At 57.1% G+C, this 24,337-nt stretch carries 21 protein-coding genes; 1 reads left to right on the forward strand and 20 read right to left on the reverse strand.

Annotation, left to right across the window (positions count from 1 at the left end):
* Nucleotides 1-8 precede the first annotated feature (8 nt).
* The 3 genes from CE153_RS01015 to rplJ all read right to left on the reverse strand — a co-directional run bounded on the left by CE153_RS01015 (nucleotide 9) and on the right by rplJ (nucleotide 2,709).
* A complete protein-coding gene (locus CE153_RS01015) occupies nucleotides 9-1,430 on the reverse strand; it encodes an FHA domain-containing protein (protein WP_442861957.1) in 1,422 nt (473 codons plus the stop codon).
* A gap of 264 nt (nucleotides 1,431-1,694) precedes the next feature.
* A complete protein-coding gene (gene rplL, locus CE153_RS01020) occupies nucleotides 1,695-2,075 on the reverse strand; it encodes a 50S ribosomal protein L7/L12 (RefSeq protein WP_003836061.1) in 381 nt (126 codons plus the stop codon).
* Nucleotides 2,076-2,187: 112 nt separating this feature from the next.
* On the reverse strand, nucleotides 2,188-2,709 hold the full coding sequence (gene rplJ, locus CE153_RS01025; RefSeq protein ID WP_099570983.1) for a 50S ribosomal protein L10: 522 nt from the start codon (nucleotides 2,707-2,709) through the stop codon (nucleotides 2,188-2,190).
* A gap of 402 nt (nucleotides 2,710-3,111) precedes the next feature.
* Here rplJ and CE153_RS01035 point away from each other — a divergent pair, with 402 nt between their 5' ends.
* Entirely contained in the window at nucleotides 3,112-4,500 is a 1,389-nt protein-coding gene (locus tag CE153_RS01035) for an NCS2 family permease (protein WP_099570984.1), read from the forward strand.
* A 131-nt stretch (nucleotides 4,501-4,631) separates the two neighbouring features.
* Here the strand turns inward: CE153_RS01035 and CE153_RS01040 are convergent, their stop codons facing one another.
* The 17 genes from CE153_RS01040 to CE153_RS01120 form a co-directional block, all read right to left on the reverse strand.
* The gene (locus CE153_RS01040) at nucleotides 4,632-5,525 is read right to left on the reverse strand and encodes a metal ABC transporter solute-binding protein, Zn/Mn family (RefSeq protein WP_099594854.1); all 894 of its coding nucleotides are present in this window, start codon (nucleotides 5,523-5,525) and stop codon (nucleotides 4,632-4,634) included.
* A 330-nt stretch (nucleotides 5,526-5,855) separates the two neighbouring features.
* Entirely contained in the window at nucleotides 5,856-6,635 is a 780-nt protein-coding gene (gene pstB / locus CE153_RS01045; RefSeq protein WP_003836065.1) for a phosphate ABC transporter ATP-binding protein PstB, read from the reverse strand.
* A gap of 41 nt (nucleotides 6,636-6,676) precedes the next feature.
* Complete coding sequence (gene pstA, locus CE153_RS01050) at nucleotides 6,677-7,672, reverse strand: phosphate ABC transporter permease PstA (RefSeq protein WP_180753356.1); 996 nt, start codon at nucleotides 7,670-7,672, stop codon at nucleotides 6,677-6,679.
* Nucleotides 7,672-8,625, reverse strand: a complete 954-nt coding sequence (gene pstC / locus CE153_RS01055) for a phosphate ABC transporter permease subunit PstC (protein WP_033500779.1) — start codon at nucleotides 8,623-8,625, stop codon at nucleotides 7,672-7,674. Before pstC ends, pstA begins: the two co-directional genes overlap by 1 nt.
* A gap of 200 nt (nucleotides 8,626-8,825) precedes the next feature.
* Nucleotides 8,826-9,956 (reverse strand): phosphate ABC transporter substrate-binding protein PstS, encoded by a 1,131-nt coding sequence (gene pstS, locus CE153_RS01060; protein ID WP_099570987.1) that lies wholly within the window; start codon nucleotides 9,954-9,956, stop codon nucleotides 8,826-8,828.
* Between the two features lie 322 nt (nucleotides 9,957-10,278).
* Nucleotides 10,279-10,983, reverse strand: a complete 705-nt coding sequence (locus tag CE153_RS01065) for a response regulator transcription factor (RefSeq protein ID WP_099570988.1) — start codon at nucleotides 10,981-10,983, stop codon at nucleotides 10,279-10,281.
* Between the two features lie 64 nt (nucleotides 10,984-11,047).
* Nucleotides 11,048-12,394, reverse strand: a complete 1,347-nt coding sequence (locus CE153_RS01070) for a sensor histidine kinase (RefSeq protein ID WP_099594855.1) — start codon at nucleotides 12,392-12,394, stop codon at nucleotides 11,048-11,050.
* Nucleotides 12,395-12,576: 182 nt separating this feature from the next.
* Nucleotides 12,577-13,284, reverse strand: a complete 708-nt coding sequence (gene mtnN / locus CE153_RS01075; protein WP_099570990.1) for a 5'-methylthioadenosine/S-adenosylhomocysteine nucleosidase — start codon at nucleotides 13,282-13,284, stop codon at nucleotides 12,577-12,579.
* A 60-nt stretch (nucleotides 13,285-13,344) separates the two neighbouring features.
* A complete protein-coding gene (locus CE153_RS01080) occupies nucleotides 13,345-14,529 on the reverse strand; it encodes a 3-deoxy-7-phosphoheptulonate synthase (protein WP_099594856.1) in 1,185 nt (394 codons plus the stop codon).
* 144 nt (nucleotides 14,530-14,673) lie between these two features.
* Nucleotides 14,674-15,807, reverse strand: a complete 1,134-nt coding sequence (locus CE153_RS01085; protein ID WP_099594857.1) for a 3-deoxy-7-phosphoheptulonate synthase — start codon at nucleotides 15,805-15,807, stop codon at nucleotides 14,674-14,676.
* Between the two features lie 176 nt (nucleotides 15,808-15,983).
* Entirely contained in the window at nucleotides 15,984-17,324 is a 1,341-nt protein-coding gene (locus tag CE153_RS01090; protein WP_099594858.1) for a C1 family peptidase, read from the reverse strand.
* On the reverse strand, nucleotides 17,317-18,792 hold the full coding sequence (locus CE153_RS01095; RefSeq protein WP_099594859.1) for a cell division protein: 1,476 nt from the start codon (nucleotides 18,790-18,792) through the stop codon (nucleotides 17,317-17,319). The genes CE153_RS01090 and CE153_RS01095 overlap by 8 nt, the downstream gene beginning before the upstream one ends.
* A 148-nt stretch (nucleotides 18,793-18,940) precedes the next feature.
* Complete coding sequence (locus tag CE153_RS01100; RefSeq protein WP_099594860.1) at nucleotides 18,941-19,630, reverse strand: pyroglutamyl-peptidase I; 690 nt, start codon at nucleotides 19,628-19,630, stop codon at nucleotides 18,941-18,943.
* Nucleotides 19,631-19,671: 41 nt separating this feature from the next.
* Nucleotides 19,672-20,499, reverse strand: coding sequence for an IspD/TarI family cytidylyltransferase (locus CE153_RS01105; RefSeq protein WP_099570996.1), 828 nt, complete (start codon nucleotides 20,497-20,499; stop codon nucleotides 19,672-19,674).
* Nucleotides 20,500-20,586: 87 nt separating this feature from the next.
* Complete coding sequence (locus CE153_RS01110; RefSeq protein WP_099594861.1) at nucleotides 20,587-21,603, reverse strand: polyphenol oxidase family protein; 1,017 nt, start codon at nucleotides 21,601-21,603, stop codon at nucleotides 20,587-20,589.
* Nucleotides 21,604-21,684: 81 nt separating this feature from the next.
* Nucleotides 21,685-23,223, reverse strand: a complete 1,539-nt coding sequence (locus CE153_RS01115) for a peptidase U32 family protein (protein ID WP_099594862.1) — start codon at nucleotides 23,221-23,223, stop codon at nucleotides 21,685-21,687.
* Nucleotides 23,224-23,384: 161 nt separating this feature from the next.
* Nucleotides 23,385-24,248, reverse strand: a complete 864-nt coding sequence (locus CE153_RS01120) for an aldo/keto reductase (RefSeq protein ID WP_099570999.1) — start codon at nucleotides 24,246-24,248, stop codon at nucleotides 23,385-23,387.
* Nucleotides 24,249-24,337: the final 89 nt, after the last annotated feature.

A 24,337-nucleotide genomic window follows, 5' to 3' on the forward strand; every position in this document is an offset into this window, starting at 1 on the left:
GTGTTGGCTCACTTCCCTACCGCTTTACGGTATTCCGCATACCCCGGATTATGTGACAGGGCCGCGTCGATGTCTGTATTACCCAATGCGCCCAGCCATGCATACAGATCGTCATACAGCGACGGGTTCATGGCAAGGAATGGCAGCAGTTCCGGATGACGCGCCATCTCGAACTGCACGGTGAAATCGTCGGTGCGCTTGGCATCGTCCGAAGTCATCCCGTCAACTTCGATGGTCTGCTCCTGCTTGGCGAGCTCGCCCTTGGAAACACGGTCGAACACTGATCCGGGTTCGAAAGTGGGCTTGAACACGCTGGTTTCGTCCGGCGACGGTTCATCCGCAACCTGCGATTGTGCAGCATGTGGTCTGAAACGCTCATCATCGGCCTGCTGCGGCGCTGTTTCCTCCTGGCTTGGAGTTTCGTTTGCCTGTTGCGCAACCGTGGCAGCCTGTTCCACTATTTCGTCGTTGGACTGCTCGTGCGATGTCTCCGTCTGTTGTTCCGGCATATGTTCCGGCATATTGTTTTCTTCAGCCGGCAACGCCACGATAATCGGTTTGCTTGGACGCGCGCTGAACAGCTTGCTCACGGGAATCGTGTCATGCTCGGTTTCGTTGCCTGTTGCGGTTCGAGTCGGCAATGCGGTTTCCTGCACGAATTCCGGCTGATTCACTTCATTTTCGTTTTCCGCAGCGTTCTTCTTGGCGGCCTCTTCCGCGGCATGCTGTTCCGCCACGGCATCCGCGAACAGGTCGCGCGGAGTATTGTCTGCGACCACGTTATGCTGCACCAGCGAAACGGATGGCAGATCTCCATAATCCGGCTCATTGGAACGTACGGGAGCAAAAGACTGATGCTCGGCGTGTTGCATGAAATTAACGCGATTAGCAACATTGCGCGCGTTGAACAATGCGGTCGGTTCGCCGGCACGCAGGTTGAGAATATCATCGACTGACATATCCGCCGCATCAGGCTCCTGCGGCACCTCGTCGGACACCGCGTAGGAGAACAGGTTGGAAACCGGAGCGGACGCATTGTTTTCGGTTTCGGGAACGGACTGCTCGCTGCCGTGTTCGAAGGTGACGCGCACGTCGCCGAACTGCAACGTCATCGGCGCGAACGGCAGTCTGAAATCCTCATCCACCGGCAGACGCATCAATTGACCATTATCGGCCACTACGAACGAACCATTGGTCGAATTGAGATCACGCACGGAAGCATTGCCCTGCGCATCGACTGAAAAAATGGCATGCCGTTTCGACATGGATTTATTTGCGTCCATAATGTCGAGTCGTGCGAATCCATCATCCACCAGAGGGCGTAACGGCTTACGGCCGATTTCCACGCTGTCGCCGTTGCCCAGCTTCTTGAGTTCGGTTCCATCAACCTTGACGGTCCACTGCTGCGCCGTTCGTTGATCTTCGCTCACCGTTGTCGGCCTTCCTTTCACACACAACACTATCTGCCATTGTGTCATGCCCTTGCCACGTATTTCAGGATTATGACGCGATTAATTGACAACTTTCGCCTATTTCCCCCATTGTATGGCACGATATGGAAGCGTTCACGCTCAAATCGGGTTTTATTGGATTGTCAGCGAAAGAAAATCCCGTGAATATGCGGAAACCCCGCCGCCTTGTGGCGAACGGGGTTTCTACTCAAAATCGTGATATGCGGCTTCAAGCCGCGCGAATCACTTGAGCTCGACGGTAGCGCCGGCTTCTTCGAGCTGGGACTTAGCCTTCTCAGCGTCTTCCTTCTTGGCCTTCTCCAGGACAGCCTTCGGAGCGCCGTCGACCAGAGCCTTGGCCTCAGCCAGACCCAGGGAGGTGATAGCGCGGACGGCCTTGATGACCTGGATCTTCTTGTCGCCAACGGCGGAGAGGATGACGTCGAACTCGTCCTTCTCTTCCTCAGCCGGAGCAGCAGCGCCCGGAGCGGCAACGGCGACAGCAGCCGGAGCGGCAGCCTCGACGTCGAACTTCTCTTCGAAAGCCTTGACGAACTCGGAGAGCTCAACCAGGGTCATCTCACCGAAAGCTTCGAGCAGCTCATCGTTGGTGTACTTAGCCATAATGGCTTCCTTTCATTCTTGGCGACGGTTTGATTGAAGAGGTGACCGCCACCTAAAACAATTATTTTTTCTTTTATGGTCACTATCATTCACGCGGCTAACCGCAATGAAATCAGGCGGCCTTTTCCTGCTTCTCGCGGAGCGCATCGATCGTACGCACAGCCTTGGTCGGCAGAGCGTTGAACAGGTACGCGGCCTTGGACATCGTAGCCTTGATGTCGCCGGCGAACTCGGCGAGCAGCTGCGGGCGAGACTTGAGGTCTGCCAGCTTCTTGGCGCCTTCAGCATCGTAGACGGTGCCATCAGCAAAGCCGCCCTTGATGATCAGTGCCTTATTGGTCTTGGCGAAGTCACGCAGGGTCTTCGCAGCTTCAATGAAGTCACCCTTCACGAAGGTTACAGCGGTCGGGCCGGCGAGGATCTCATCGAGACCTTCGATGCCAGCTTCCTTGGCTGCGATGCGGACCAGCGTGTTCTTAGCCACAGTGTAGGAAGTATCGCGGCCTAGCTTTTCGCGCAGTTCAGAGATCTGCGGAACGGTAAGCCCGCGGTACTCGGTCAGGTAGATAGCGTCAGCTTCACGGAACTTATCCGTAAGCTGGGCGACCACCGCTTCCTTTTCGGGCCTCTTCATGGCGTTCCTTCCTTAGTCAACCATTGACTGTGAAGCAGGAACGTTTCGCCGGGCAATAAAAAAGCCCTGCACGCAGGCAGAGCAACATTCGACCGCTAAGCGGAAAGCCCTTGGTGGGCGTATGTTCTTCAACCTGCGTTGGCTTGGCGAACCAAACTTCGTGAGCGCTTATGCGCCCCAACCAACGGTCTGTGGTTTACAGACGAATAACTTACGGCCATGCTTGGACTTACGATCATTCGGGCGTGTCGCACTTCACGAATCCTCATGACTTACTCAGGTGTTACGGTTAGGCCTTGTTTGGAATCCCACGATTCCATGAGGCGAGTCGCAATTCTCGCCGGAACGCGCCGCGCACCAGCCGGAACGTTCCTACCAACCCAAGAGATAGAGATAGAGAAAATGGAAAAATTCTTCCATCTGAAGGAGAACGGCACCACCGTGTCCACTGAGGTCATGGCCGGTCTGACCACGTTCTTCGCAATGTCATATATCATCATCGTCAACCCGCAGATCCTGTCGCAGACCGGTATGCCATGGGGTGGCGTGTTCCTCGCAACCATCATCGCAGCCATTGCGGGCACGCTCGTCATGGGCCTGTTCGCCAACGTTCCGTACGCTCAGGCCGCCGGCATGGGCCTCAACGCGTTCTTCACCTACACCGTTTGCTTCGGCCTCGGCTTCACCTGGCAGCAGACCCTGTGCATGGTGTTCCTGTGCGGCCTGATCAACATTCTGATCACCGTCACCAAGATTCGTAAGATCATCATCCAGGCCATTCCGGAAGTGCTGCAGAACGCCATCGGCGGCGGCATCGGCCTGTTCGTGGCCTATGTCGGCTTCCTGAACGTCGGCTTCTTCACCTTCACCACCAAGGCCGACGCCAAGAACGGCGACACCGTGCAGGCAACCCCGGGCCTTGCTGTCATGAACAATCCGACCATCTGGCTGTTCATCATCGGCTTGTTCCTCGCCATCATTCTCACCGTGCTCAAGGTGCGCGGCGGCATGCTGATCGCCATCGCGGTCACCGCCATCGTCGGCATCCCGATGGGTCAGACCACCATGGCCAACTCCATCTCCATCGGCGACACCTTCGCCCAGCTGCCGCAGACCTTTGGTGCGATCTTCAGCGCCGAGGGCTTCCCCGCTCTGTTCTCCGACGTGTCGAAGCTGCCGATCATTCTGCTGACGATCTTCGCATTCTCCATGTCTGACACCTTCGACACCATCGGCACGTTCATCGGCACCGGCCGCCGCACCGGCATCTTCTCCGCGGAAGACGAGGAAGCCCTCGAAAATGGTTCCGGCTTCTCCTCCAAGATGGACAAGGCGCTGTTCGCCGATTCGATCGCAACTTCCATCGGCGCCATCTGCGGCACCTCCAACACCACCACGTATGTGGAATCCTCCGCAGGTATCGCAGCCGGCGGCCGCACCGGCCTGACCTCCGTGATCGTGGCCATCTGCTTCGCCCTGTCGGCCTTCCTCTCCCCGGTCATCTCCGCCATTCCATCCGCCGCAACCGCAGGCGTGCTCGTGGTGGTGGGTTGCATGATGGCATCCTCGCTGAAGGAAATCGACTGGAGCGATATCTCCGAGGCCGTACCGGCATTCTTCGCCTCCGTGTTCATGGCGTTCAGCTACTCCATCTCCTACGGCATCGCCGGCGGCTTCATCACCTACTGCCTGATCAAGACCTGCAAGGGCAAGGCCAAGGAAGTGCATCCGGTGATCTGGATCGTGTCGCTGCTGTTCATTCTGGACTTCGTCATCACCGCGATCCTGTAGTTTCGAACGCCAGCTCAAATCGGTATTTAAACAACTGATTTGAAAATACGATAGGGGCGATTCCGCTTTCGCTGCGGAGTCGCCCCTATTGTTGTATCGCTTGTTTTCGTACTACTTTTTAGTGAACCGTCTTATGCGATGGCTTTCGAGAAGGCGTCAACCAGACTTTCCATCCAGGCCGTCAAGGAATCGTATTGTTCCGGCATTTGCTCGGTCAGATTAACCATTGGCACGTTTGCGGATTTCGCGGCATTCGTGATTTTGCCCGTCAGCTCGCTTTCCTCCTGAGTATTGACGACCAAAAGCTTGATTTCACCCGCCTTCAGCGCATCGGTGAACTGTTTGATATCCGTTGGTGTCGGCTCGCTTTCGTTCGCGGTGGCTTGCGCGTACCCACTTGGCGTCGCGTCGGCCAGACCCATGTCTTCCGCCAGATAGCTTGCCACGGATTCCGTTGCCGCGTACGCCAATCCATCCGATTTCTGTTTCACTTCGGCGATTTTGCCTTCGACGTTACCTTCCTCCGTCATCCATTGATCGTTCAGCTTGTCGAAATCGCTCTTTTTTGCGGAATCGGCCTTCGCATAGGCGTCGGTGATCGCTTGCGCCATGGCTTTGCGCACGTCGGCGGAGAACCATACATGCGGATTGTCTCCATCCTGCACACCACCGACTTCAGCGGCATTGACGACAGTGGCTTTGGTGGATTGCGCCGCTTTGACCGCCCACGCGTCGTATCCGGCTCCATTGACGATGATGACTTGCGCTTTCTGCAGTTTGGCGATATCCGACGTTGTCGGCTCATAATCATGCGCATCCACATTAGTGGAATTGATGATGCTGGTTACGTTGACGTTGTCTCCGCCCAGAGTTTTCGCCACGGTACCCCACTGATTTACGGAAGCGACCACTTCGATGGTTCCGCTTTTTTCGGATGTTGATTGGCCGCTTCCGCACGCAGCAACCGACGCAAGCATTCCTGCAGAAGCAAGTGCGGCAATCGCGATTCTCGCAATACGATGCATGATAGATCCTCTCTAACGTGATACAACGCCATCATAACCTAAATTGAGAATCATTATCAATAGAGCGTGTCGTGACCAAGCATCACATACAAAAACTCCCGCTCAGGGAACGGCCGCCACGAACGGAATCGAAATGGTTAGCGAAGTAACCGCTTTCGACCGCACATTCGTACGACAATTCCCCACAAGCGGGAGTAAGAGATGATCTGCCGATCAGCCGCGTGCAATTAAGGAGCTTCGCAAAGCGAAACATAATTTGCCGGCTTGCTAAAGCTCGCTTGCGTTGACCCACTGGGTCAACGCTACGCTTTGGCAGATCGGCTTTGCCGATCAGCCAAAGCGTCCCGATACGTAGCGCTCGGCTTCTTCGTTCTGGGGGTTATTGAACATGGTGGTCGTGTCAGTGAAGTACTCGAGGTGACCCGGCTGGCCGACGGCCTTCAGGTTGAAGAAGGCGGTGTAATCGGCAATACGAGCAGCCTGCTGCATGTTATGCGTCACGATCACGATGGTGTAGTCGTTCTTCAGCTCGTTGATCAGATCCTCGACAGCCAGCGTCGAAATCGGGTCAAGAGCGGAGCACGGCTCGTCCATCAGCAGCACCTGCGGGTGCACGGCCACGGCGCGGGCGATGCACAGACGCTGCTGCTGACCGCCGGAAAGGCCGATGCCCGGATTGTCAAGACGATCCTTGACCTCGTTCCACAGGTTGGCGCCACGCAAAGCCCACTCGACCAGATCGTCCGCATCGGACTTCGAAATCTTACGGTTGTTGAGCTTCACGCCAGCGAGCACGTTCTCGCGGATGGACATGGTCGGGAACGGGTTCGCACGCTGGAACACCATGCCGACATCACGACGCACGGCAACCGGGTCGATGTCCTTGTCGTACAGGTTCTTGCCTTCCAGCAGCACCTCGCCTTCGCAGTGAGCGCCCGGAATGATCTCGTGCATGCGGTCGAGAGTGCGCAGCACCGTGGACTTGCCACAGCCGGAAGGTCCGATGAAAGCGGTGACCTTGTTGGCTTCGATGTTGATGTTCACATCTTCAACGGCCAGGAAGTCGCCGTAGTAGATGTTCAGATGATTGACATCAATACGTTGTCCCATTTTGGTTCCTTATATGTTGTTTCTGTATGTAAGACTACCGCTCATCGTTCCGACTTGACAGCGAAGATCTTCGCCACGAGTCGACCGATAAGGTTGAGGATAAGCACGATGAGGATCAGCACGAGAGCCGCGGCCCATGCGCGTTCCATCGGGATGGTGGTCACGCAGGAAGCGTCGGCGGAAGCCGGGCAATTCGCGTTGAGCTTGGAATACTCCTGGTAGACGTACACCGGAAGGGTGGTCATCTGGCCGGAGAAGAGGTTGACGTTCGTGGAGGCGATGTAGCCTGCGGTCATCAGCAACGGAGCGGTCTCACCAATCACACGTGCGACGGCGAGAATCGCACCGGAAACAATGCCCGGCAAAGCGGTACGCAACACAATCTTCGTAATCGTGCGCTGCTTGGTAACACCCAAAGCATACGACGCTTCACGCAAATCGTGAGGCACGATCTTCAACATTTCTTCAGAAGACTTGACCACGGTCGGCAGCATCAGCAGCGACAGTGCCACGGAACCTTCGAAACCGTTGATGGTGCCAGGCCCAATCAGAATCGTGAACATCGAGAATGCGAACAAACCTGCGACGATGGACGGAATACCACTCATCACGTCGACCAGCAGGGTGATGACGCGAGACAGCTTGCCACGGTTGGAATATTCCACCAAGTACACGGCGCACATCAGACCGATCGGAATGGAAATGACCATAGCGCCGAACGTGATTTCCAGCGTACCGATGATGGCGTGCTGAATACCGCCGTAACCACCGGACGGCGTCGGATTGCCACCGACCACGCCGGTCATGTTATAGCTCAGGAAGTTGAGATTCAGCCTCTTGACACCGTTGACGATGGTGGTGAGCAGCACCGAGAACAGCGGAATCAGCGCCACAATGAATGCAAGCGCGATCAGCACGCGCATCGCGAGATCCTTGCGCTTACGTGCAGCGGTAAAGGAACGCGTCGGCTTGAACTTGTCGAAATCGATGACGGGGGCACCGTCCATCGGAGAAGCGTTGTTATTCACTGCGGTCATCACGCACTCGCTTTCTCGGTAAGCTTACGGGCGATGAAATTCACCACGAAAGTAATGAGGAACAGCACCAGGCCGGTGCCGATCAGCACGGACACGCCGAGATCGTTGGCTTCTGGATACTGCGCGGCGATGTTGGCTGCGATCGTCTGGTTCTGCGAGGCCTGCAGCAGCTTGATGGAGTAGTTGAGGCCCGGAGACAGGATCATGAGCACGGCCATAGTTTCGCCAAGAGCACGGCCCAAGCCCAACATCGAAGCGGACACCACACCAGACTTGCCGAACGGCAGCACCGCGAGCTTGACCATTTCCCAACGAGTGGCACCCAATGCGAGCGCGGCCTCTTCCTGAAGGCGCGGGGTCTGCAGGAAGATATCGCGAGACATGGAGGTGATGATCGGCAGAATCATGACTGCGAGCACCACGGCCACGGTGGCGACGGTACGGGAAGGATTGGCGGCAGGACCTGCGAACAGCGGAATCCAGCCAAGATACTTGGCCACCCAATTCCAGAACGGGTAGATGGCGGGCACCAGCACCAAGCCGCCCCACAGACCGTAGATAACGGACGGGATTGCGGCAAGCAGATCGACCACATAGCTCAAGGCGGTGGCGAGCTTCTTCGGCGCGTAGTGCGAGATGAACAGTGCGATGCCGACCGACACGAAGAAGGAAATCAACAGTGCCAGCGCGGAGATCAGCACGGTGCCGAACAGCAACGGTCCGACGTAGCCCCAGAAGCTGGAGGCCTTGCCGCCGGTGAAGTTGCTGATGGTTTCGCTATTGGCCTGCTGATCGCCGCCGATCAACGGCCATGCGCGGAACAGCAGGAACAGCGCGACGGCGGCGAGCACCACGAGGATCAGGATGCCGCAGGCGTAGGCCACGCCCTTGAACACCTTGTCCGCGTTTTTGCCGCTTACCGGCTGCTGTGCCGTTTTGCTTTGCGAACTCACGGGTTCTCCTTAACTTGCGATTGCTTGAACAGGTCTACGATGACGTTCGATGACTGGCGATGATGACGTTCGATGGTTACGATTTCCGTTTCATCTACAGGTACCGTTTCAGGCCGCACCCGCTTTCATGTTGCGGCTGCGGCCTGAAACAGACGGTCAGTTGCCGTTCACCGAGAGCTTATCGCTTACTGTATCAAAGCTCACTTGGTTTCGATGGCGTCGATGGACTTGAGGACCTTCTGGCGCATGGTGTCGGACAGCGGGGCGGAGCCTGCTGCGGAAGCAGCGGTCTTCTGGCCTTCGTCGCTGACCACGTAGGTGAGCCAGGACTTGACGAACTTGGCGGTGTTGGCATCCTTGTATGCCGGGCAGGCGATGTCGTAGGAGACAAGCACGATCGGGTAGGCGCCGGCCTCGGTGGTGTTGTGGTCGAGCTTGACGACTACACGGTTGTCGCCGGTGGCGGATTCGTCGAGCGGGGAGGCGTCCACGACCTTGGCGGCGGCTTCAGCGGAGAACGGCACGTAATCGTTGCCGACCTTCACTGCAACGGTGCCGAGCTCGCCAGCCTGGGAAGCGTCGGCGTAGCCGATGGTGCCGTCAGCCTGCTGCACGGTGGAGATCACGCCGGAGGTGCCCTTGGCGCCCTGACCAACCTCGTTCGGCCAGTTCTCGCCGGGCTCATAGCTCCAAGCGTCGCCAGCGGCATCCTTGACGTAGCTCAGGAAGTTCTTGGTGGTGCCGGACTTGTCGGAGCGGTGCACCACGGTGATGTCGAGATCAGGCAGGTCAACCTTCGGGTTCTGCTGCTTGATGGCGTCATCGTTCCACTTGGTGATCTTGCCGTCGAAGATCTTGGCGATGGTGTCGGCGTCCATGTTCAGGGTCTTGCCCTTGCCGGAGATGCCGTTGAGGTTGAAGACCACTGCGATCGGGGAGATGTAGACCGGGATGTCGAAGGCGTTGCCGGAAGCGCACACGCTCTTGGACTGCTCGACCTCGTCATCGGACAGGGAGGCATCGGAGCCGGCCCATGCGGTGGCGCCGGTCAGGAAGGTGGAAACGCCAGCGCCGGAACCAGACGGGTTGTAAGCGACCTTGGCATCCGGGTTGGTGCCCTGGAAGCCGGCGATCCAAGCTTCCACAGCAGCCTGCTGGGAGGAAGCTCCAGCGCCGGAGAAGTTGCCGGACACGGTCTCGGTGGTCTTGGTGTTGGTGCTGGCTGAAGAATCAGTGGTGGAAGCAGTGTTGTCGCCGCAAGCCGCGACGGAAGCCAGCATCACAATGCCGGACACAGCTGCAATGGAACGTACGAGAATGGAATTACGCATTATTCTTTTTCCCTCTGTCAACCTTCTGATGGCGCATGTTTCTGATATTTCATGTTCTGTTGTCGCCATCGTTCTTCATGACAATGTCAAGCCTATTGGTGGTTTGGGGCCTGCATAACCAAAATCGGTGAACGGAAGATGAACACTCTACGACACTTCGGACGTTTTCGTCATTTCCATTCACCGATCTTCGGCGACCACTGTGATGCAACGGTTTTACATTCAGTTATTAATCGATAATCAACACTTCGGCAACTTGCGATGATTACTGGAATCGCAGCATTTTATAATATATATTTTCAGCCATTGCGATATTTTCGCTTTATTCCGCAGGAACGTCGATTTTGTAGCCCAAACCACGCACGGTGGTCAGATATTTCGGATGCGCCGGATCCTCCTCGATTTTGGAGCGGACACGCTTGACGTGCACATCCAACGTCTTGGTATCGCCAACGTAATCGGACCCCCAAATGCGGTCGATCAGCTGGTGGCGGGTCATCACACGTCCCTTGTTCTGCATGAGATATTCGAGAAGCTCGAATTCCTTCAGCGGGAAGAACACGTTCTCTCCGCGCACCATCACCTCATGCTGGCCGATCTTCATGGAAATGTCGCCGCAGATCAGCGGAATATCGCCATCGGAGGTTTCCGTCGCGTCGGCCACCATCTGGTTACGTCGCAGCACCGCACGCACCCGCGCCAGCAGCTCGCGGAATGAGTACGGCTTGGTGATGTAGTCGTCCGCGCCGATTTCCAAACCGACCACCTTGTCGATTTCCGCGCTTTTCGCGGTGAGCATGATGATCGGCACACGGCTTTGTTCACGAATTCTGCGGCATAGCGCGGTGCCGTCGAGCCCGGGCAGCATCAGATCGAGCAGCACCAGATCGATGCCGCCTTTGGTGAAAAGTTCCAGTCCTTCCTCACCGGTGGCCGCGGCGGACACGTCGTAGCCTTCGCGGGTGAGCTGGTAGACCAGCGGCTCTCGATACGATTCCTCGTCCTCGACGATCAGAATGCGCGTCATCAATGCTTCTCCTCTGTGTGCTCTTGTTGATTGGAACGTTGACTGATTTGGTTATTTTCTTGAATTATTCGATTGGAAGCTGCTCTGATTCACTAATTTCCGCGGTTTCAGATTTCGCAGATTTCTCGTCTTGCTCCGATTGTGCTTGGGGCAAGGTGATGGTGAAGGTCGAACCTTCACCCTCACGCGACCACACGGCGATAGTGCCTCCGCAATCCTGCACGCAATGTTTGGTGATGGCCAAACCCAATCCTGTACCCCCTGTTTCGCGGGAGCGCGCGGGATCGACACGGTAGAATCGCTCGAAAATACGGTCCAACGAAGATTCCGGAATGCCGATGCCCTGATCTACGACACGAATTGCGACCTTGCCATCGCCACTGCCGACACCGACCGCGACGGTGGTGTGTTCCGGAGAATAGTTGACGGCGTTCTCCACCAGATTCTTCACCGCGGTTTTGATGGTTTCATGATCGGCGTTGATGAACACATCATCCTCATCGACAGCGTTTACGGCACCCTCGACGTACACCAGCTTCTGCTTGCCATTCAGCGAAAGCACCAGATTGATATGCTTCGATTCGGCCTTCACTTGGTTTTCGACAATCGCCTCGCGTACCAACGCAAGCACGGAAAGCCGTTCCGCATTCAGCACCGCGGCCGTGCTTTGCGCCTTCTGCAAGTCGATCAAGCGATGCACCAATTCCGTCAATCGTTCGGATTCCTTGGACACACGACCAGCGAAATACTTCACCATATCGGGATCATCTGCAGCATCGCCAATCGTTTCGGCAAGCAGAGAAATCGCACCTGCCGGGGTTTTCAATTCATGCGAAACGTTCGTCACGAAATCACGACGCATGATTTCGAAACGACGCTGCTCGCTCATGTCGGAAATGAAAATCGCAAACAGATCATCGGAAATCTGACCGACGCGCACATGCAGATACAGCGTGTCGGAAGGACGGAACTTGCCTGCCTCAATGCCCTTGCCGTCGGTGTTCTTCGCGGCCGCACGGGCGGCGCGATCCAACGGAATCGACAATTCACGCTCACGCACCACGCTGTCGGTCGACACCAATCGCAGAATATCGCGGATTTCGGCAAGCGTCACCGCACGGTCTTCAACAATGCCGAAACGTTGCGCGCCCGGGGACACATATTTGACCGATGCCAGCGAATCGACGACGATCAACGCCTCCGGCATGACGGCAATAAGCTGACGTTCCGTGGACTGCACAGGCACGCGCGGACCGAACAGCGACATGTTTTTCTGCGCGCCGAACAGGCTTGGATCGTTCGGATCGATCTCATCCTCCCTGAGCTGCACGCCCCGGGCACGCCCCAGCAGAAAGGCGACCACAGCGACGGCGACAACCACAATCGCCATCGCCACGTGCTCCAGCGTCATACGTTAACCTTCCGATAATCCGTCATTCTTCTTCAACAGTAGCGGTTCCGAAAAGCGATTTCCGTGCGTGATTCCCTTACGCCATCGGAAGTTTCCCTGCAGTTCACTTTCATGAGATTCGCCATATCGAAATATGAGACGGCCCGTCCAGCAGTCGATGCGCTGGACGGGCTGTGTTGCGACTACATGCGCTTGACGATGTTCACTGCGATTTTCGCCGCAGTGTCGGCATATTCTGAAATGTCGAATTCCTTGAATTCCACGTAATCCGTGTCGGCATTGTCGCTCAACGCGCGAATGACCAGCACGGGCAGGTCATTGCGTGCCGCGACATGCGCCACTGCAGCGCCTTCCATTTCGACCGCGTCCGCGCCGGTTTCGCGAATCACCAGCTCCACTTTCTTCGGATCATCCACGAAATAGTTGCCGGTGGCGATGATGCCGGTAATGTGATGCACATTCAGATCGGTCAGCACTTTATCGGCGACTTCAATCAGACGGCCGTCGGAGTGGAATTCCTCCACCGGCTGATCCGCAGTGCCTGGCTTCCATTGGCCGACGAGACGCATGTCAGTGTCGAGGTAGCGCAGCGTGCCACCAAGCACCACGTCGTTGATGTGCAAATGCGTGTTGAGATTGCCTGCAATGCCGGAGAAGATCACGGCGTCAGGCTGGTCTGCGTCGATGAGATGCTGCGTAGTGGCGGCGATATTGACGGTGCCCATACCGCCAACCGTTGCCGCAACGTTGACGCGCGTGCCCTTGTTGGTTTCGATGGCGCCGCGCGTCACACTGACGCCGGCTTCCTCCGTTACGGTGATGTCACTCAATGCGGATGCGATATTGGCAACTTCCTCGTCCATGGCGCCGATGATGGCGATTGTGCTCATACGTCCGTTCCTTTCGATTGCTTCACGCTTTTCGCTCGGTTTCGATTATTTTTGCTTCGCTCACTTCCAGCGGCGCTTGCCCACGGCTTGCGCAAGTTCGCGCAGCAGCTGTTCCGTGGTCTGCCAGCTCAAGCATTTGTCGGTGATGGATTGACCGTAAGTCAGTTCGGCAAGCGGCGCCGGTTTTTGGCTGCCACCTTCGATGAAGCTTTCCATCATGATGCCGGTGATGCCTTCTTCACCGTCGGCGATGCGACTTGCGATATTGCGCACCACTTCGGCCTGACGATGCTCGTCTTTGCCGGAATTGCCATGCGAACAGTCCACGATCAGGCCGTGCGCGGCCGCGGATTCAGCTGGCATTTCCTCACGGATCAGCTTCATGGCGTTCGCCACGGATTCGGAGTCATAGTTCGGGCCGCTGCTCGAACCACGCAACACCACATGGCAGTCGGGGTTGCCGAGCGTTTTGACCACGGCCGCGCGACCCATGTGATCGACACCGAAGAACGTGTGCTGTTGAGCCGAAGCAAAACATGAATCGGTCGGCGCTTTGATGGAACCATCGGTGGCGTTCTTGAAGCCAATCGGCATCGACATGCCCGACGCGAGCTGACGGTGCACTTGGCTTTCGGTGTTGCGAGCGCCGATCGCACCCCAGCTGACCGCATCGGAAATGTACTGCGGGCTGGTTGGTTCTAAGAATTCCGTGGCCGTAGCCAAACCGGCGTCCAATACGCCAAGCAGTGTACGGCGGGCCAACAGCAAGCCCTTCTTGATATTGCAGCTGCCGTCGATGTCGGGATCGTTAATCAGGCCCTTCCAACCGACTGTGGTACGCGGCTTTTCGAAATACACGCGCATCACAATCAGCAATTCGCCGCCCAACTCGTCTTTCAACGCGGCCAAACGACGGGCGTAGTCGAGCGCTGCCGCAGGATCATGCACGGAACATGGGCCTACAATCACCAGCAATCGATCATCCTGACCATATAGGCAGGCGCGAATCTCATCTCGAGAATAGGCGACGATTTCCTGAGCCTGATCGCTGAGCGGCAGATCGCCCAACACTTGCGCCGGTGTGGGAAGCACCTCAAATTCAAGCACTCGGCGGTTTACAATGCGGCTGATGCCAACCTGATCTTCCCACCGTGGCACATCCGTAACCACCAGCGGATTCTTACCTTCATCCATGGCCTGACGGATGGCACGAAGCTCTTCAGGCGTGTTCAGCTGCTGCTGCATCTCACTGCTCTCCTTGGAAATCACTATCTTTCCAAATCACTATCTTTCCCAAGAATAGCAATCACAATGCAAAAACCGTGCGATCACGCAGATTACGCGGTTTTCGCACGGTTTTCTATTTAGCTTATTTACGCTTATTTGCGATTATTCGGCAAGCTTGCGACGGCTTTCGACCGCTTCGGCAAGCGTGCGCAACAACTGTTCGGTACGTTCCCACGGCACGCAGGCGTCGGTAATGGACTTACCGTATTCCAGCTGGTCGAGCGGAGCGGGCTTCTGATTGCCGGCCTTCAGGAAACTTTCCACCATAATGCCGCTGATGCCCTGTTCGCCTGCTGCGATGCGGGATGCGATGTTTTCGACCACTTCAGCTTCACGCACTTCGTTCTTGCCGCAGTTGCCATGCGCCGCGTCGATGACGAGGCCGTGTTCGCTCGGGCCGGAAGCCTTGGAAACCCTCAGACCGGCCAACGCCTTCGCCACGGATTCGGCGTCGTAGTTCGGACCGTGCGAAGAGCCACGCAACACCAGGTGGCAATCGGGATTGCCCTTGGTTTCGGCGGAAATCACACGTCCGTCAAGATTGATGGACAGGAAATGATGCTCGAAGGCGGCCGCGAAGCAGGAGTCCGCTGCCGGCTTGATCGAACCGTCGGTGGCGTTCTTGAAGCCGATCGGCATCGACATGCCCGAAGCGAGCTCGCGATGCACTTGGCTTTCAGTGTTGCGAGCGCCGATCGCACCCCAGCTAATCAGGTCGCAGATGTACTGCGGGGTGATCGGGTCAAGCCATTCCGTGGCTGCCGGGAGTCCAAGGCTCAGCACATCGGCCAGCACCTTGCGTGCAAGCCACATGCCCTTACGAATGTTGAACTGGCCGTCGAGATCAGGATCGTTGATCAGTCCCTTCCACCCGATGGTGGTGCGCGGCTTTTCGAAATACACGCGCATCACGATGACCAGCTGGTCTTCCAGCTCTTTTTTGACGGCCGCGAGCTTTGCGGCGTATTCGTGTGCGGCTTTCGGATCATGAATCGAGCAGGGGCCGACGATGACGAGCAAACGATCGTCTTTGCCGTTCAGCACGTCACGGATTTCCTGACGGGACTTCAACACCAGATCGCTCATCTCGTCGGTAAGCGGGATTTCCTTCAGAAAATATCGGGGAGCGGGAATCGGGTCCAACTGTCGAATATTGACATCCACGGTCTCCGGAAACACAGCGTTGTCCAACAACTGTGCATCCTTCGAACTATCTGGACCGCGAAGACCTGACATCTCTTCTGCTCCTCCCTATATCTACATACCTGCCTCAGGCATGCTTGGCATGAATGACAATCACCGAAGTTACCTTAACGGATAAAGGTGGAATAACACGAATGCCGACTGCATGCTGGACTTTTTGCGAAGTCCCATGCAGTCGGCATTCGTCAATCGGCTTGTCGGTTTACGTATCAGTCAGCCAGAGCGCCCATCGGGTCCCATGCGGGGAGCATGGTGGCCGGCTCGTCAAGAGCGGCCTGATATTCGGCAGGGAGCAGCGCCTTCGGCACAGCGACCTCGTACACGTATTCGGTAAACCAGTCGTCGCTCATGGTGAAGTAACCCTTGTCTGCGATCTTGTCTCCCCAGGAGTTCTCCACGCGCCAACGACGGGTGGTCGTGCCGTCTTCGGCCACGTCCACACCGACGAACGCCATGGCATGGTTCATTGCGGAATCGGCGAAACGCACACGATCTTCCTTGTTCAGGTCGAAATCAACGCCATACACCTTGCCATATTCGAACAGATCAGTGGCCCAAGCGCCGTTTTCACGATCCATCATCGGGTGGCAGTCGGCACCGAACCATACCGGAATGCCCTGCTCTTCGAGAATCTGACGCACGCAATCCTTCATGAACTGGTTCGGCACGTTCAGGTATTCGGTCGGGTCTCCCCCGGCCACATTACCCAAGTGCTCGATACCGATCTTCTTGCCCTTCGCATGCTCCTGACGAGGATCGTCGACCAGGCACACGTAGCTTTCCAAATCGGCGGAACCGACGTACTTCTGCCAGAATTCCACAGGCGTGATCTCACCGTCACGGTGGAACTCGCCGTCCTTGTCGGTCCACTCCCAGTCGAAGCTCTTCGGCGGCTCACCCAAGTGGATTGTCAGAATGCGGTGGCCGGCAGCGGTCGCTTCGGCGATCACCGAGTCAATCGAAGCCGGATCGGCATACATGTGCGCGACGGCGGTATGCAGCAGGCGACGCAATTGCACGTTCATTTCGCCGGTGTTCTTGGAGGATTCGGTTTCCGGGAACAGATCCTTCGGAACGGCACCGTACTTCTTATACACGTTCATGGCCATGGTCCACTGACCGCCGTCGCCCATCACGTCGGCGAGCAGATGCTGAATCAGACGGGAGTCGGACGGTTCGCCGGCCTTCACAAGTTCGGCCACGTCCTGCAGGAAGTAGTTGACGCGCTCAAGCTTGTCGTAGTACATGGCATAGTTCTGGGAGAACTCGAATTCCTTCAGACCCATGTTCTTCTTGGCCACGAAGCGGGCCACGTTCAGCGAGCTGAACAGCCAGCAACGGCCGGAACGATCCTGATGGGTGGCGGTGCCATTGTCGACAATGGTGGAGAATCTGCGCTGCATGAGGCGGGCGCGGTCATAGTTGCGCGCCACCTTGTTGATACCCGCCGCGGTGACCGCGTTCATGGCCATACGGTTGCGGTCGCTGGCTTCGAAATCCTCAACCAGCGTTGCCAATGCATCAGCGCTCAACGGCGTGATGTCAGTCATTGTTCTGCTCCTCCTGTGCTTCCTCGCCCTGGTCAGACTGCTCGTCTTCGGACGGTTCTTCAAAGTCGTCATTATTCTGCTGTTCGTCGGAGACAACGTCTTCGTCGAAGGTCACTTCCGGTTCGTTCTCAACGGGCTCGCCCTCGTCGTACGATTCTTCCGGAGTTTCAGCTTCAGCTGCGGAATCATGCTGTTCGCCGTCGATGGAATTGACCACGGACAGGCCGTTCGCACCGAAACCGGAGAACGCGTTGGCAAACATGGCACGCAGTTCGCTGACACGCTGCGTGATCTGCGCTTCGCGGGTCTGCAGGTCGGCGATGCGCTTCTGCACGCCCTCCAATTCGCTCTTAGCTGCCTCACGACGCTCGTTGACCTGTTCGTCGGCCTCTTCGGTAGCCTGCTTGAGAATGCTGGCAGCCTGCTTGTCGGCGGCGTCTCGCTTGTCGGAAGCGTATGCCTCGGCCTCATCACGCGTATGCTGCGCTTCGGAGATCAGCTCGTCGGACTGCTTCTTGGCGGTTTCACGGCGTTCGTCCAAATCGGCGAGCAGCTCGTTGACCTTCTTCGTGGCCTCATCCTGCTGGGCGGAAATATCGGCGCGGATCTGCTCGACTTCGGCATTGACCTGGCTGATGGTCTTGGTGCGATGCACTTCGGCCTCGTCGGTGATCTCCTGCGCCTTGGCTTTGGCGGTATCCGTGATTTCCGAAGCACGGCGCTGCGCGTCCGTCATCATCTTGGACACCTGCTCACGCACGTCGGCCAGCTTCTTGTTGGCTTCGGCCAACGCGGATTCGATCTGGTCGTTGGTCTCGCTCTTCATGCGGTTGATCTCGTCATTGGCGTTCTTGCGCTGTGCCGCAATCTGCTCAGTGGCTTCGGCACGCATGTCGGCGAGCTCGCGCTCTTGCGTGGCACGCTCCGATGCGAGACGCTTGTCGTGCTCCTCACGAGAGTTCGTCAATTCCAAGTCGACGGTCTGGCGCTGCGCCACCACGGCCTTCTGCGCTTCGCCACGCAGCTGGTTCGCTTCGCGCTGGGCGTTGGACCTCAACGTGTCGGCATCGTTGTTAGCCTTCGACAGCACCGCTTCGGCCTTGGCGTTAGCCTCGTCGAGAATACGCTTGGCGTCGAGCTTGGCATTGTTCAGCAGGGTTTCGGCTTGCAGCTGCACCGTGGCACGTGCCGCGGAAGCGTCTTTTTTGGCACGGTCAAGCAGCTCGGCGCTGGTCTGTTCCGCGCTGGCGAGCATCTGCTGCGCATTGGCGCCCAGAGATGCGAACGAATTCGGGTTGGCCTTCTTGTTTTTCTCTTCCTGCAGCTGTGCCTGCAGTTCAAGGATGGTCTGATCGTCGGTCTTGACCTGCTCACGCAGACGGTTCACCGTCTCCTGAGCCGAAGCGAACGCCTCATCGACCCTTTCCTTGTCATACCCCCTCAACACGATTGGGAACTGCTCAACCATGGTATTCCTTTCACGAATTCCCTTTCATCGCGCATCTTGCCCGCGCCTGTCCGTCTTGAACTTTAGCGCAGGAAAAACGTTCGGCACACGGCAGTTGCATAATTCTCACAGAGAGCACAGAAATCGTTCGAGGAAACGCCGACGCCGTTCAGCCGAGCAGGATCTCACTTGAGGATGGCTGCAGAAAATAACGCACCGATTCGCGGATCACATCGTTGCCTGCGGTGATTTGCTGCGCAATCGACAGTCCATGTTGCGGATGCGGCTGCTCGTTGACGATCGGCAGACTTACGAAACCCGACAGAATGCGCTTTTCCTGCGCTGCCGACCAGTCAAGCAGATGGTAGAACAGCGAATTGCAGACGAACGTGCCCGCATCCGAGCTCAATGCGGCGGRAATCTCATGTTTGGCGAAATCGCGCAGAATCGAACGCAGCGGCAAACGCGTCCAATATGCAGCCGGGCCTTCCGGATTGATCGGACGGCGAGGCGGAATCACATTGTCGGCGTCAGGCTTGGCCGCGTCCATCAGATTCGTGGCGCATCGTTCCAACAGCACGCCACGGGCAGAACGCTTCAAACCGGTGGCGATAACAATGTCAGGATTCGCCTGTTCGATGGCGTTCAACAGCATGGGCCAGGCGTTGGCGAAACTGACCGGAAGCGTCACCGTCGTCACGCTAATGGAAACATCCTGCAGAAGATCGTCGGACAACGCCACGGATTGAGATGGATCATTCCAATATTCGGCGAGCGCCGCAGGAACAAGTACGGCCGGATTCACGTCGATGCCGTCGTACGGGGTGAAACCTGAGATGACGATGTTGATCTGCTGCATGTGTTCCAGTGTACGTGGTCGAAAGGTAGGTTCGTTTACGATCAGTGCTTATGCATTTGCGAGAACGCTTCGGCGAACACCGCGTGCATGCGTGCTTTCGCTTCTTGTTTGGCGTGTTCCGGGTCGAGGCTGCGCGCGATGTTCTCGGCGATCGGCATATCGGCCTGTGTGGTGATTTTGAGATTCGTTTCGGATCCGGCGACAATGGCGACCGGCTCGTTCGGCAGATAGTCCACCACCACGCGGGTGTCGTCGGTCGGGTGGAAGTCCGGATCGGCGGTGGCAAGCTCGTAAGCCTTGGTAATGGTGCCGAAACGGAAGGCCTGCGGAGTTTGCGCGCGGAATGCGTTCGTACGATCGGGCACGGAGCGCACCACCTTACGCTCTCCAAGATCTTCGGTCAGCAGAATCGTGTCGGTGGACGCGTATGCCACGGTCGCCGCGTTGAACTGATCGAGACTGTCGATGCAGCCGTCGATGGATTGCTGTTCGACGAACGGTCGCACGGAATCGTGGATGAGGATCTTCGCACCATCGGGAATGCCCGCCTGCTTGAGCAGGTCAAGCGCGGCGCGGGTGCTGTCCACACGCTCGGAGCCACCCGGAATCACCGCACGTACCTTGGTATAGCCGGCTTCGTCGATCAGCATGTTCACCATGTTGCCGACACGCTCGTTGACCACGACGATGATGTCGCTCACGCGATCGTTGCACTCGAACGCCTCAATGCTCCAGCAGACGATCGGTTTATCTTCCACCGAGACCAACTGTTTGGGATTGTTCTCATCGAATCGCGTGCCGAAACCGGCCGCCAACACCACGGCCACAACCGGCATCTTCTGTTCCTGCATCTGCTCTCTCTCACTCATACATCCCACCGTAAACCCCCGAATCGGTTTGCAACGCGCTTTGCCTCACGTTCTGCACGCAATCCGCAACAGCGCGTCGCTCTCCCACTATTCGCGTACGATCAGCGCAAGCATACGGCCTTCGTGCGCTTTGCCTGCGATGGCGGCACGGCGATGCGAGAACCAGAGCGGATTTTCCAGCGTGCACAGGCTACGGCGGATTTTCTTAAAACGTTCCGCGAGCTGCGGTTCACCTTCGCCATCGGACTGGCAGATTTCCGCCAATTCCTCATCTTCGGAAAGATACTGGGTGGCCGCGTTGACGCGGGGGCGAGAAGACATGACATTGTCGGCTGGAATTCCGGCCTTGGCAAGCTCCTGTAGCGCAGCGGCCGCAATATCGATGCCCGGCTGGCCGAAACGGCTCAGTGTGAAGGTTCCCGGGAACTGCGCGTCGAATTCGTCGGCAATGTCTCCGCCAACCTCGTAGCAGTCGCCGCAGATGCACGGACCGAGCGTGGCGACAATACGTTCCGGCTTGGCTCCCTTGGCCACCATCTTCTCGATGGTGGCGCCGATCACACCGTTCTGCAGGCCACGACGACCGCAATGCGCGGCACCGATCACACTGGCTTCCGCATCGGCCATGAGCACCGGCAGGCAGTCGGCCGCGAACATGCCGAGCGCCACGTTCTTCTGCGCGGTCACCTGGCCGTCGGCCTCGACCACTGCCGGCTCATCCGCGGTTTCGGTCATCTGCTGGGCGTTTTCACCCTTGCTGCCGGACACGTCGAAGCCGAACGGACGGTTCATTACGAACGATTCGTCCACATCGACGGCAATGCCGGAATGCACCTGGCTGACCAAGCTCAGTTTCGCATTGATGGCATTGGAGAGCGCCACGCGATTGGCGAGCACATGGTTCGGATCATCGCCGCTTTTACCACCGAGATTGCAGTGCGCATAGTCGCCTTCGCTGGTACCGCCAAGTCGCGTGGTGTACACGACTTTGACGCCCGGCGCAAGCATGATCGGAATGGTCACCGGAATCGGATTGCCGTCCACGTCGGTCGGGTCGATCGCATTGCTGTCAAGAATCGCGTCATCATACTGCTTGTCGGTCATTTTTCTGTTTTCCTTGATTGTTCTACGATTATTTCAACTAATTTCTGATGATTTTCTGCGTCTACACGATATTTTTCGCAATTATTCCGCTTTGAGCGTCGGCTTTTTGGTGCGCGATCGGATGGCAGCGTTCACCGGCACTTCCTGAGGGCATGGCATGGAGAACACATGCGCCGGATTGTTGATGGCTTCAACCCAGTGACCTTCCGCGTCGCGGAATCCGCCGGCCGGAATGGTATAAGCGAGCGGCGCCGCACCCGGAAGCACGAATTCAACCTCCTGACCGGCTTCGATCTTGTTACGGCTCATAATGGTCACGCGACCGCCGTCTTCCGGACTCCACGAAAGCACTTCGCCGACCACCAGCCATGCGCGGAAATACGCGGAACGATCGGTGCTTTGCTGCACTTTGTGTTCCGGATAATAGAAGCCGGTGGAATAGTCGCGGTGTGCCACCTTGTCTGGCTCGTCCAGCAGCCAGTCAGGCAAAGACACATGCTCCGCGGGGCGCACTCCGGCGTGATACCAGCCTTCCGGCAGAATTTCGGCAGCCATGTTCGACTTACGCCTTGTACTGCGGGCGTGATAGCTCAGATCATCGGGTTCGCCAGCAGACGTAATAGGAACGGCTGCAATATCCGGCTTCCCTGCGAACGCGCCATCCGCATGTTCCATAATCGAATCCGTGATTTCCGGCTTGCCGTAATCCGGATCGGACGGGCGAATCACGCGATCGTGGAACGGCTTCAACACAGTGCCATCCTCGTCTTCAAAACCGCGCTGCACCATGTATGCGTCAACGGCGGTCTTGTAAGCGTTCGTCATCGCCGCAATATAGTAGGCACTCTTGGAACGACCTTCGATTTTCAGACTGGTAGCGCCCGAATCAAGCAGATCGTCGATATGAGCAAGCATGTTCATATCCTGCGAATTGAACAGATACGCGCCTTCCTTGGTCTGTTCTATCGGAAAATACTGGCCGGGTCGCTTTTCTTCGACGATGGAATACTTCCAGCGGCACGGTTGCGCACATTCACCATGATTGCCGTCACGTCCGGTCAGATAGTTGGAGAACAGACAACGACCGGAGAACGCCATGCACATCGCGCCATGCACGAAGCATTCGATGTCAAGATCGTCGGGAATGCGTGCACGAATGTCTCGCACGGCCTGCAGATCCATTTCGCGGGCAAGCACCACACGGCGTGCGCCCAGCTGGTAGAAGGCGTTCGCCGCCTGATAGTTGGTGACTCCGGCCTGCGTGCTCACATGCAGTTCCAGATTCGGCGCCACTTCACGAGCCATAAGCATCACGCCAATGTCGGAAACGATCAGCGCATCCACGCCGGTGTCTTTGAGCTGGCCGATGTATTCGCGCATCGCTTCGACTTCATTGTTGCGTGGAAGCACATTGCAGGTCACGTACACGCGAGCGCCACGCTCGTGCGCGTAACGGGAACCTTCTTCGAAATCCTCCAAGCTCAGGTTCTTCGGCGCCGAACGCATACCAAACGCCTTGCCTCCGCAATAAACGGCGTCCGCACCGTAATCGACGGCGGTTTTCAGTCCTCGCAGATTGCCTGCTGGAGCCAATACTTCAGGCTTGTTTCTTCTTTGCACGCTTGTTCCTCTTGCTCGATTTTGTCGCTCTATATTCTCAACTATTCACGGGACACTTCTGCCGCATCCGGGAAATACATGCACTGAAAAACACATGCGGAAAACAAAGGCGTCCATCGATAAGACGGACGCCTTTATGCAAATCGTTGCGAATATGACACTCAGCCGAGTTTGGCAAGTTCCTCTTCGGTGAGTTCAAGCTCGTCGGCCTTGAGGGAATCAAGAATGGTTTCCGGTCGGTGAGCGCCGGGAATCACGAACATATGGTCGCCCTTGGCCAGCTCCCAAGCGAGCACCACACGCTGATAGCTCACGCCACGGGCTTCAGCCACCTCGCGGAACGGATCGAACAGGTGCTCGTCATACGGGTGACGATAACCGCCCAACGGACTCCAGCACACGAATGCCAGACCCTGCTCGGCACAATAGTCAAGCGTATCTTGGGTGTCCAGATGAATCGGAGAATACTGGTTCTGCACGGCCACAAGCTTGTCGCCGAGGATCTCCTGCGCGATCTTCAACTGTTCGATGCTCACGTTGGAAACGCCCGCCCACTGGGCCACACCCTGATCGAGCAACGCCTTGATGCCTTCGCAGGACTCGTTGTACGGCACTTCCGGATCATGACGGTGCAGGTAAAGCAGATCGATGCTGTCAACGCCAAGCGCCATCGCGGACTGCTTGCCATATTCGATCAGATGCTCCGGCTTGCCGTCTCGTGGCCAAACCGGCTTGTCACCCTCCCAAGCGCGGCGCAAGCCCACCTTGGTGGCCACGGTGACTTCCTCACGCGGGCCCTTCCACGAGTCAAGCGCCTCACGCACCAGCTTTTCGCCGGTCTGTTCCTCTTCGCCCGGCGTGTAGTACGCCCAAGCGGTGTCGATATGACGGCAGCCGGCATCCAACGAGGCGTGCAATGTTTCGATACCGACATCGTGACCACGATTGTTTTCAATGGTCAATGGCATTTCGCCATGACCGATAGCCGTGGTGTGGAACGGTCCAAGATTACGGAACAAAGCCATCCCGATCTCCTTCAACAACGTACAGAGTGTCTTTCCGAATGCAACCTTACCAGCCGACCCGCCTCAGCAGACAGCAAACCCACTAAACA

It is taken from the genome of Bifidobacterium sp. N4G05, assembly GCF_002742445.1.
Classification (GTDB): Bacteria; Actinomycetota; Actinomycetes; order Actinomycetales; family Bifidobacteriaceae; genus Bifidobacterium; species Bifidobacterium hominis.

Excerpts from the sequence above, each read along its gene's own strand:
- rplL (WP_003836061.1), bottom strand. The coding sequence starts at position 2,075 with ATGGCTAAGTACACCAACGATGAGCTGCTCGAAGCTTTCGGTGAGATG.
- rplJ (WP_099570983.1), bottom strand. The coding sequence starts at position 2,709 with ATGAAGAGGCCCGAAAAGGAAGCGGTGGTCGCCCAGCTTACGGATAAG.
- CE153_RS01035 (WP_099570984.1), top strand. The coding sequence starts at position 3,112 with ATGGAAAAATTCTTCCATCTGAAGGAGAACGGCACCACCGTGTCCACT.
- CE153_RS01040 (WP_099594854.1), bottom strand. The coding sequence starts at position 5,525 with ATGCATCGTATTGCGAGAATCGCGATTGCCGCACTTGCTTCTGCAGGA.
- pstB (WP_003836065.1), bottom strand. The coding sequence starts at position 6,635 with ATGGGACAACGTATTGATGTCAATCATCTGAACATCTACTACGGCGAC.
- pstA (WP_180753356.1), bottom strand. The coding sequence starts at position 7,672 with ATGACCGCAGTGAATAACAACGCTTCTCCGATGGACGGTGCCCCCGTC.
- pstS (WP_099570987.1), bottom strand. The coding sequence starts at position 9,956 with ATGCGTAATTCCATTCTCGTACGTTCCATTGCAGCTGTGTCCGGCATT.
- CE153_RS01065 (WP_099570988.1), bottom strand. The coding sequence starts at position 10,983 with ATGACGCGCATTCTGATCGTCGAGGACGAGGAATCGTATCGAGAGCCG.
- CE153_RS01070 (WP_099594855.1), bottom strand. The coding sequence starts at position 12,394 with ATGACGCTGGAGCACGTGGCGATGGCGATTGTGGTTGTCGCCGTCGCT.
- mtnN (WP_099570990.1), bottom strand. The coding sequence starts at position 13,284 with ATGAGCACAATCGCCATCATCGGCGCCATGGACGAGGAAGTTGCCAAT.
- CE153_RS01080 (WP_099594856.1), bottom strand. The coding sequence starts at position 14,529 with ATGCAGCAGCAGCTGAACACGCCTGAAGAGCTTCGTGCCATCCGTCAG.
- CE153_RS01085 (WP_099594857.1), bottom strand. The coding sequence starts at position 15,807 with ATGTCAGGTCTTCGCGGTCCAGATAGTTCGAAGGATGCACAGTTGTTG.
- CE153_RS01090 (WP_099594858.1), bottom strand. The coding sequence starts at position 17,324 with ATGACTGACATCACGCCGTTGAGCGCTGATGCATTGGCAACGCTGGTT.
- CE153_RS01095 (WP_099594859.1), bottom strand. The coding sequence starts at position 18,792 with ATGGTTGAGCAGTTCCCAATCGTGTTGAGGGGGTATGACAAGGAAAGG.
- CE153_RS01105 (WP_099570996.1), bottom strand. The coding sequence starts at position 20,499 with ATGAGTGAGAGAGAGCAGATGCAGGAACAGAAGATGCCGGTTGTGGCC.
- CE153_RS01110 (WP_099594861.1), bottom strand. The coding sequence starts at position 21,603 with ATGACCGACAAGCAGTATGATGACGCGATTCTTGACAGCAATGCGATC.
- CE153_RS01120 (WP_099570999.1), bottom strand. The coding sequence starts at position 24,248 with ATGGCTTTGTTCCGTAATCTTGGACCGTTCCACACCACGGCTATCGGT.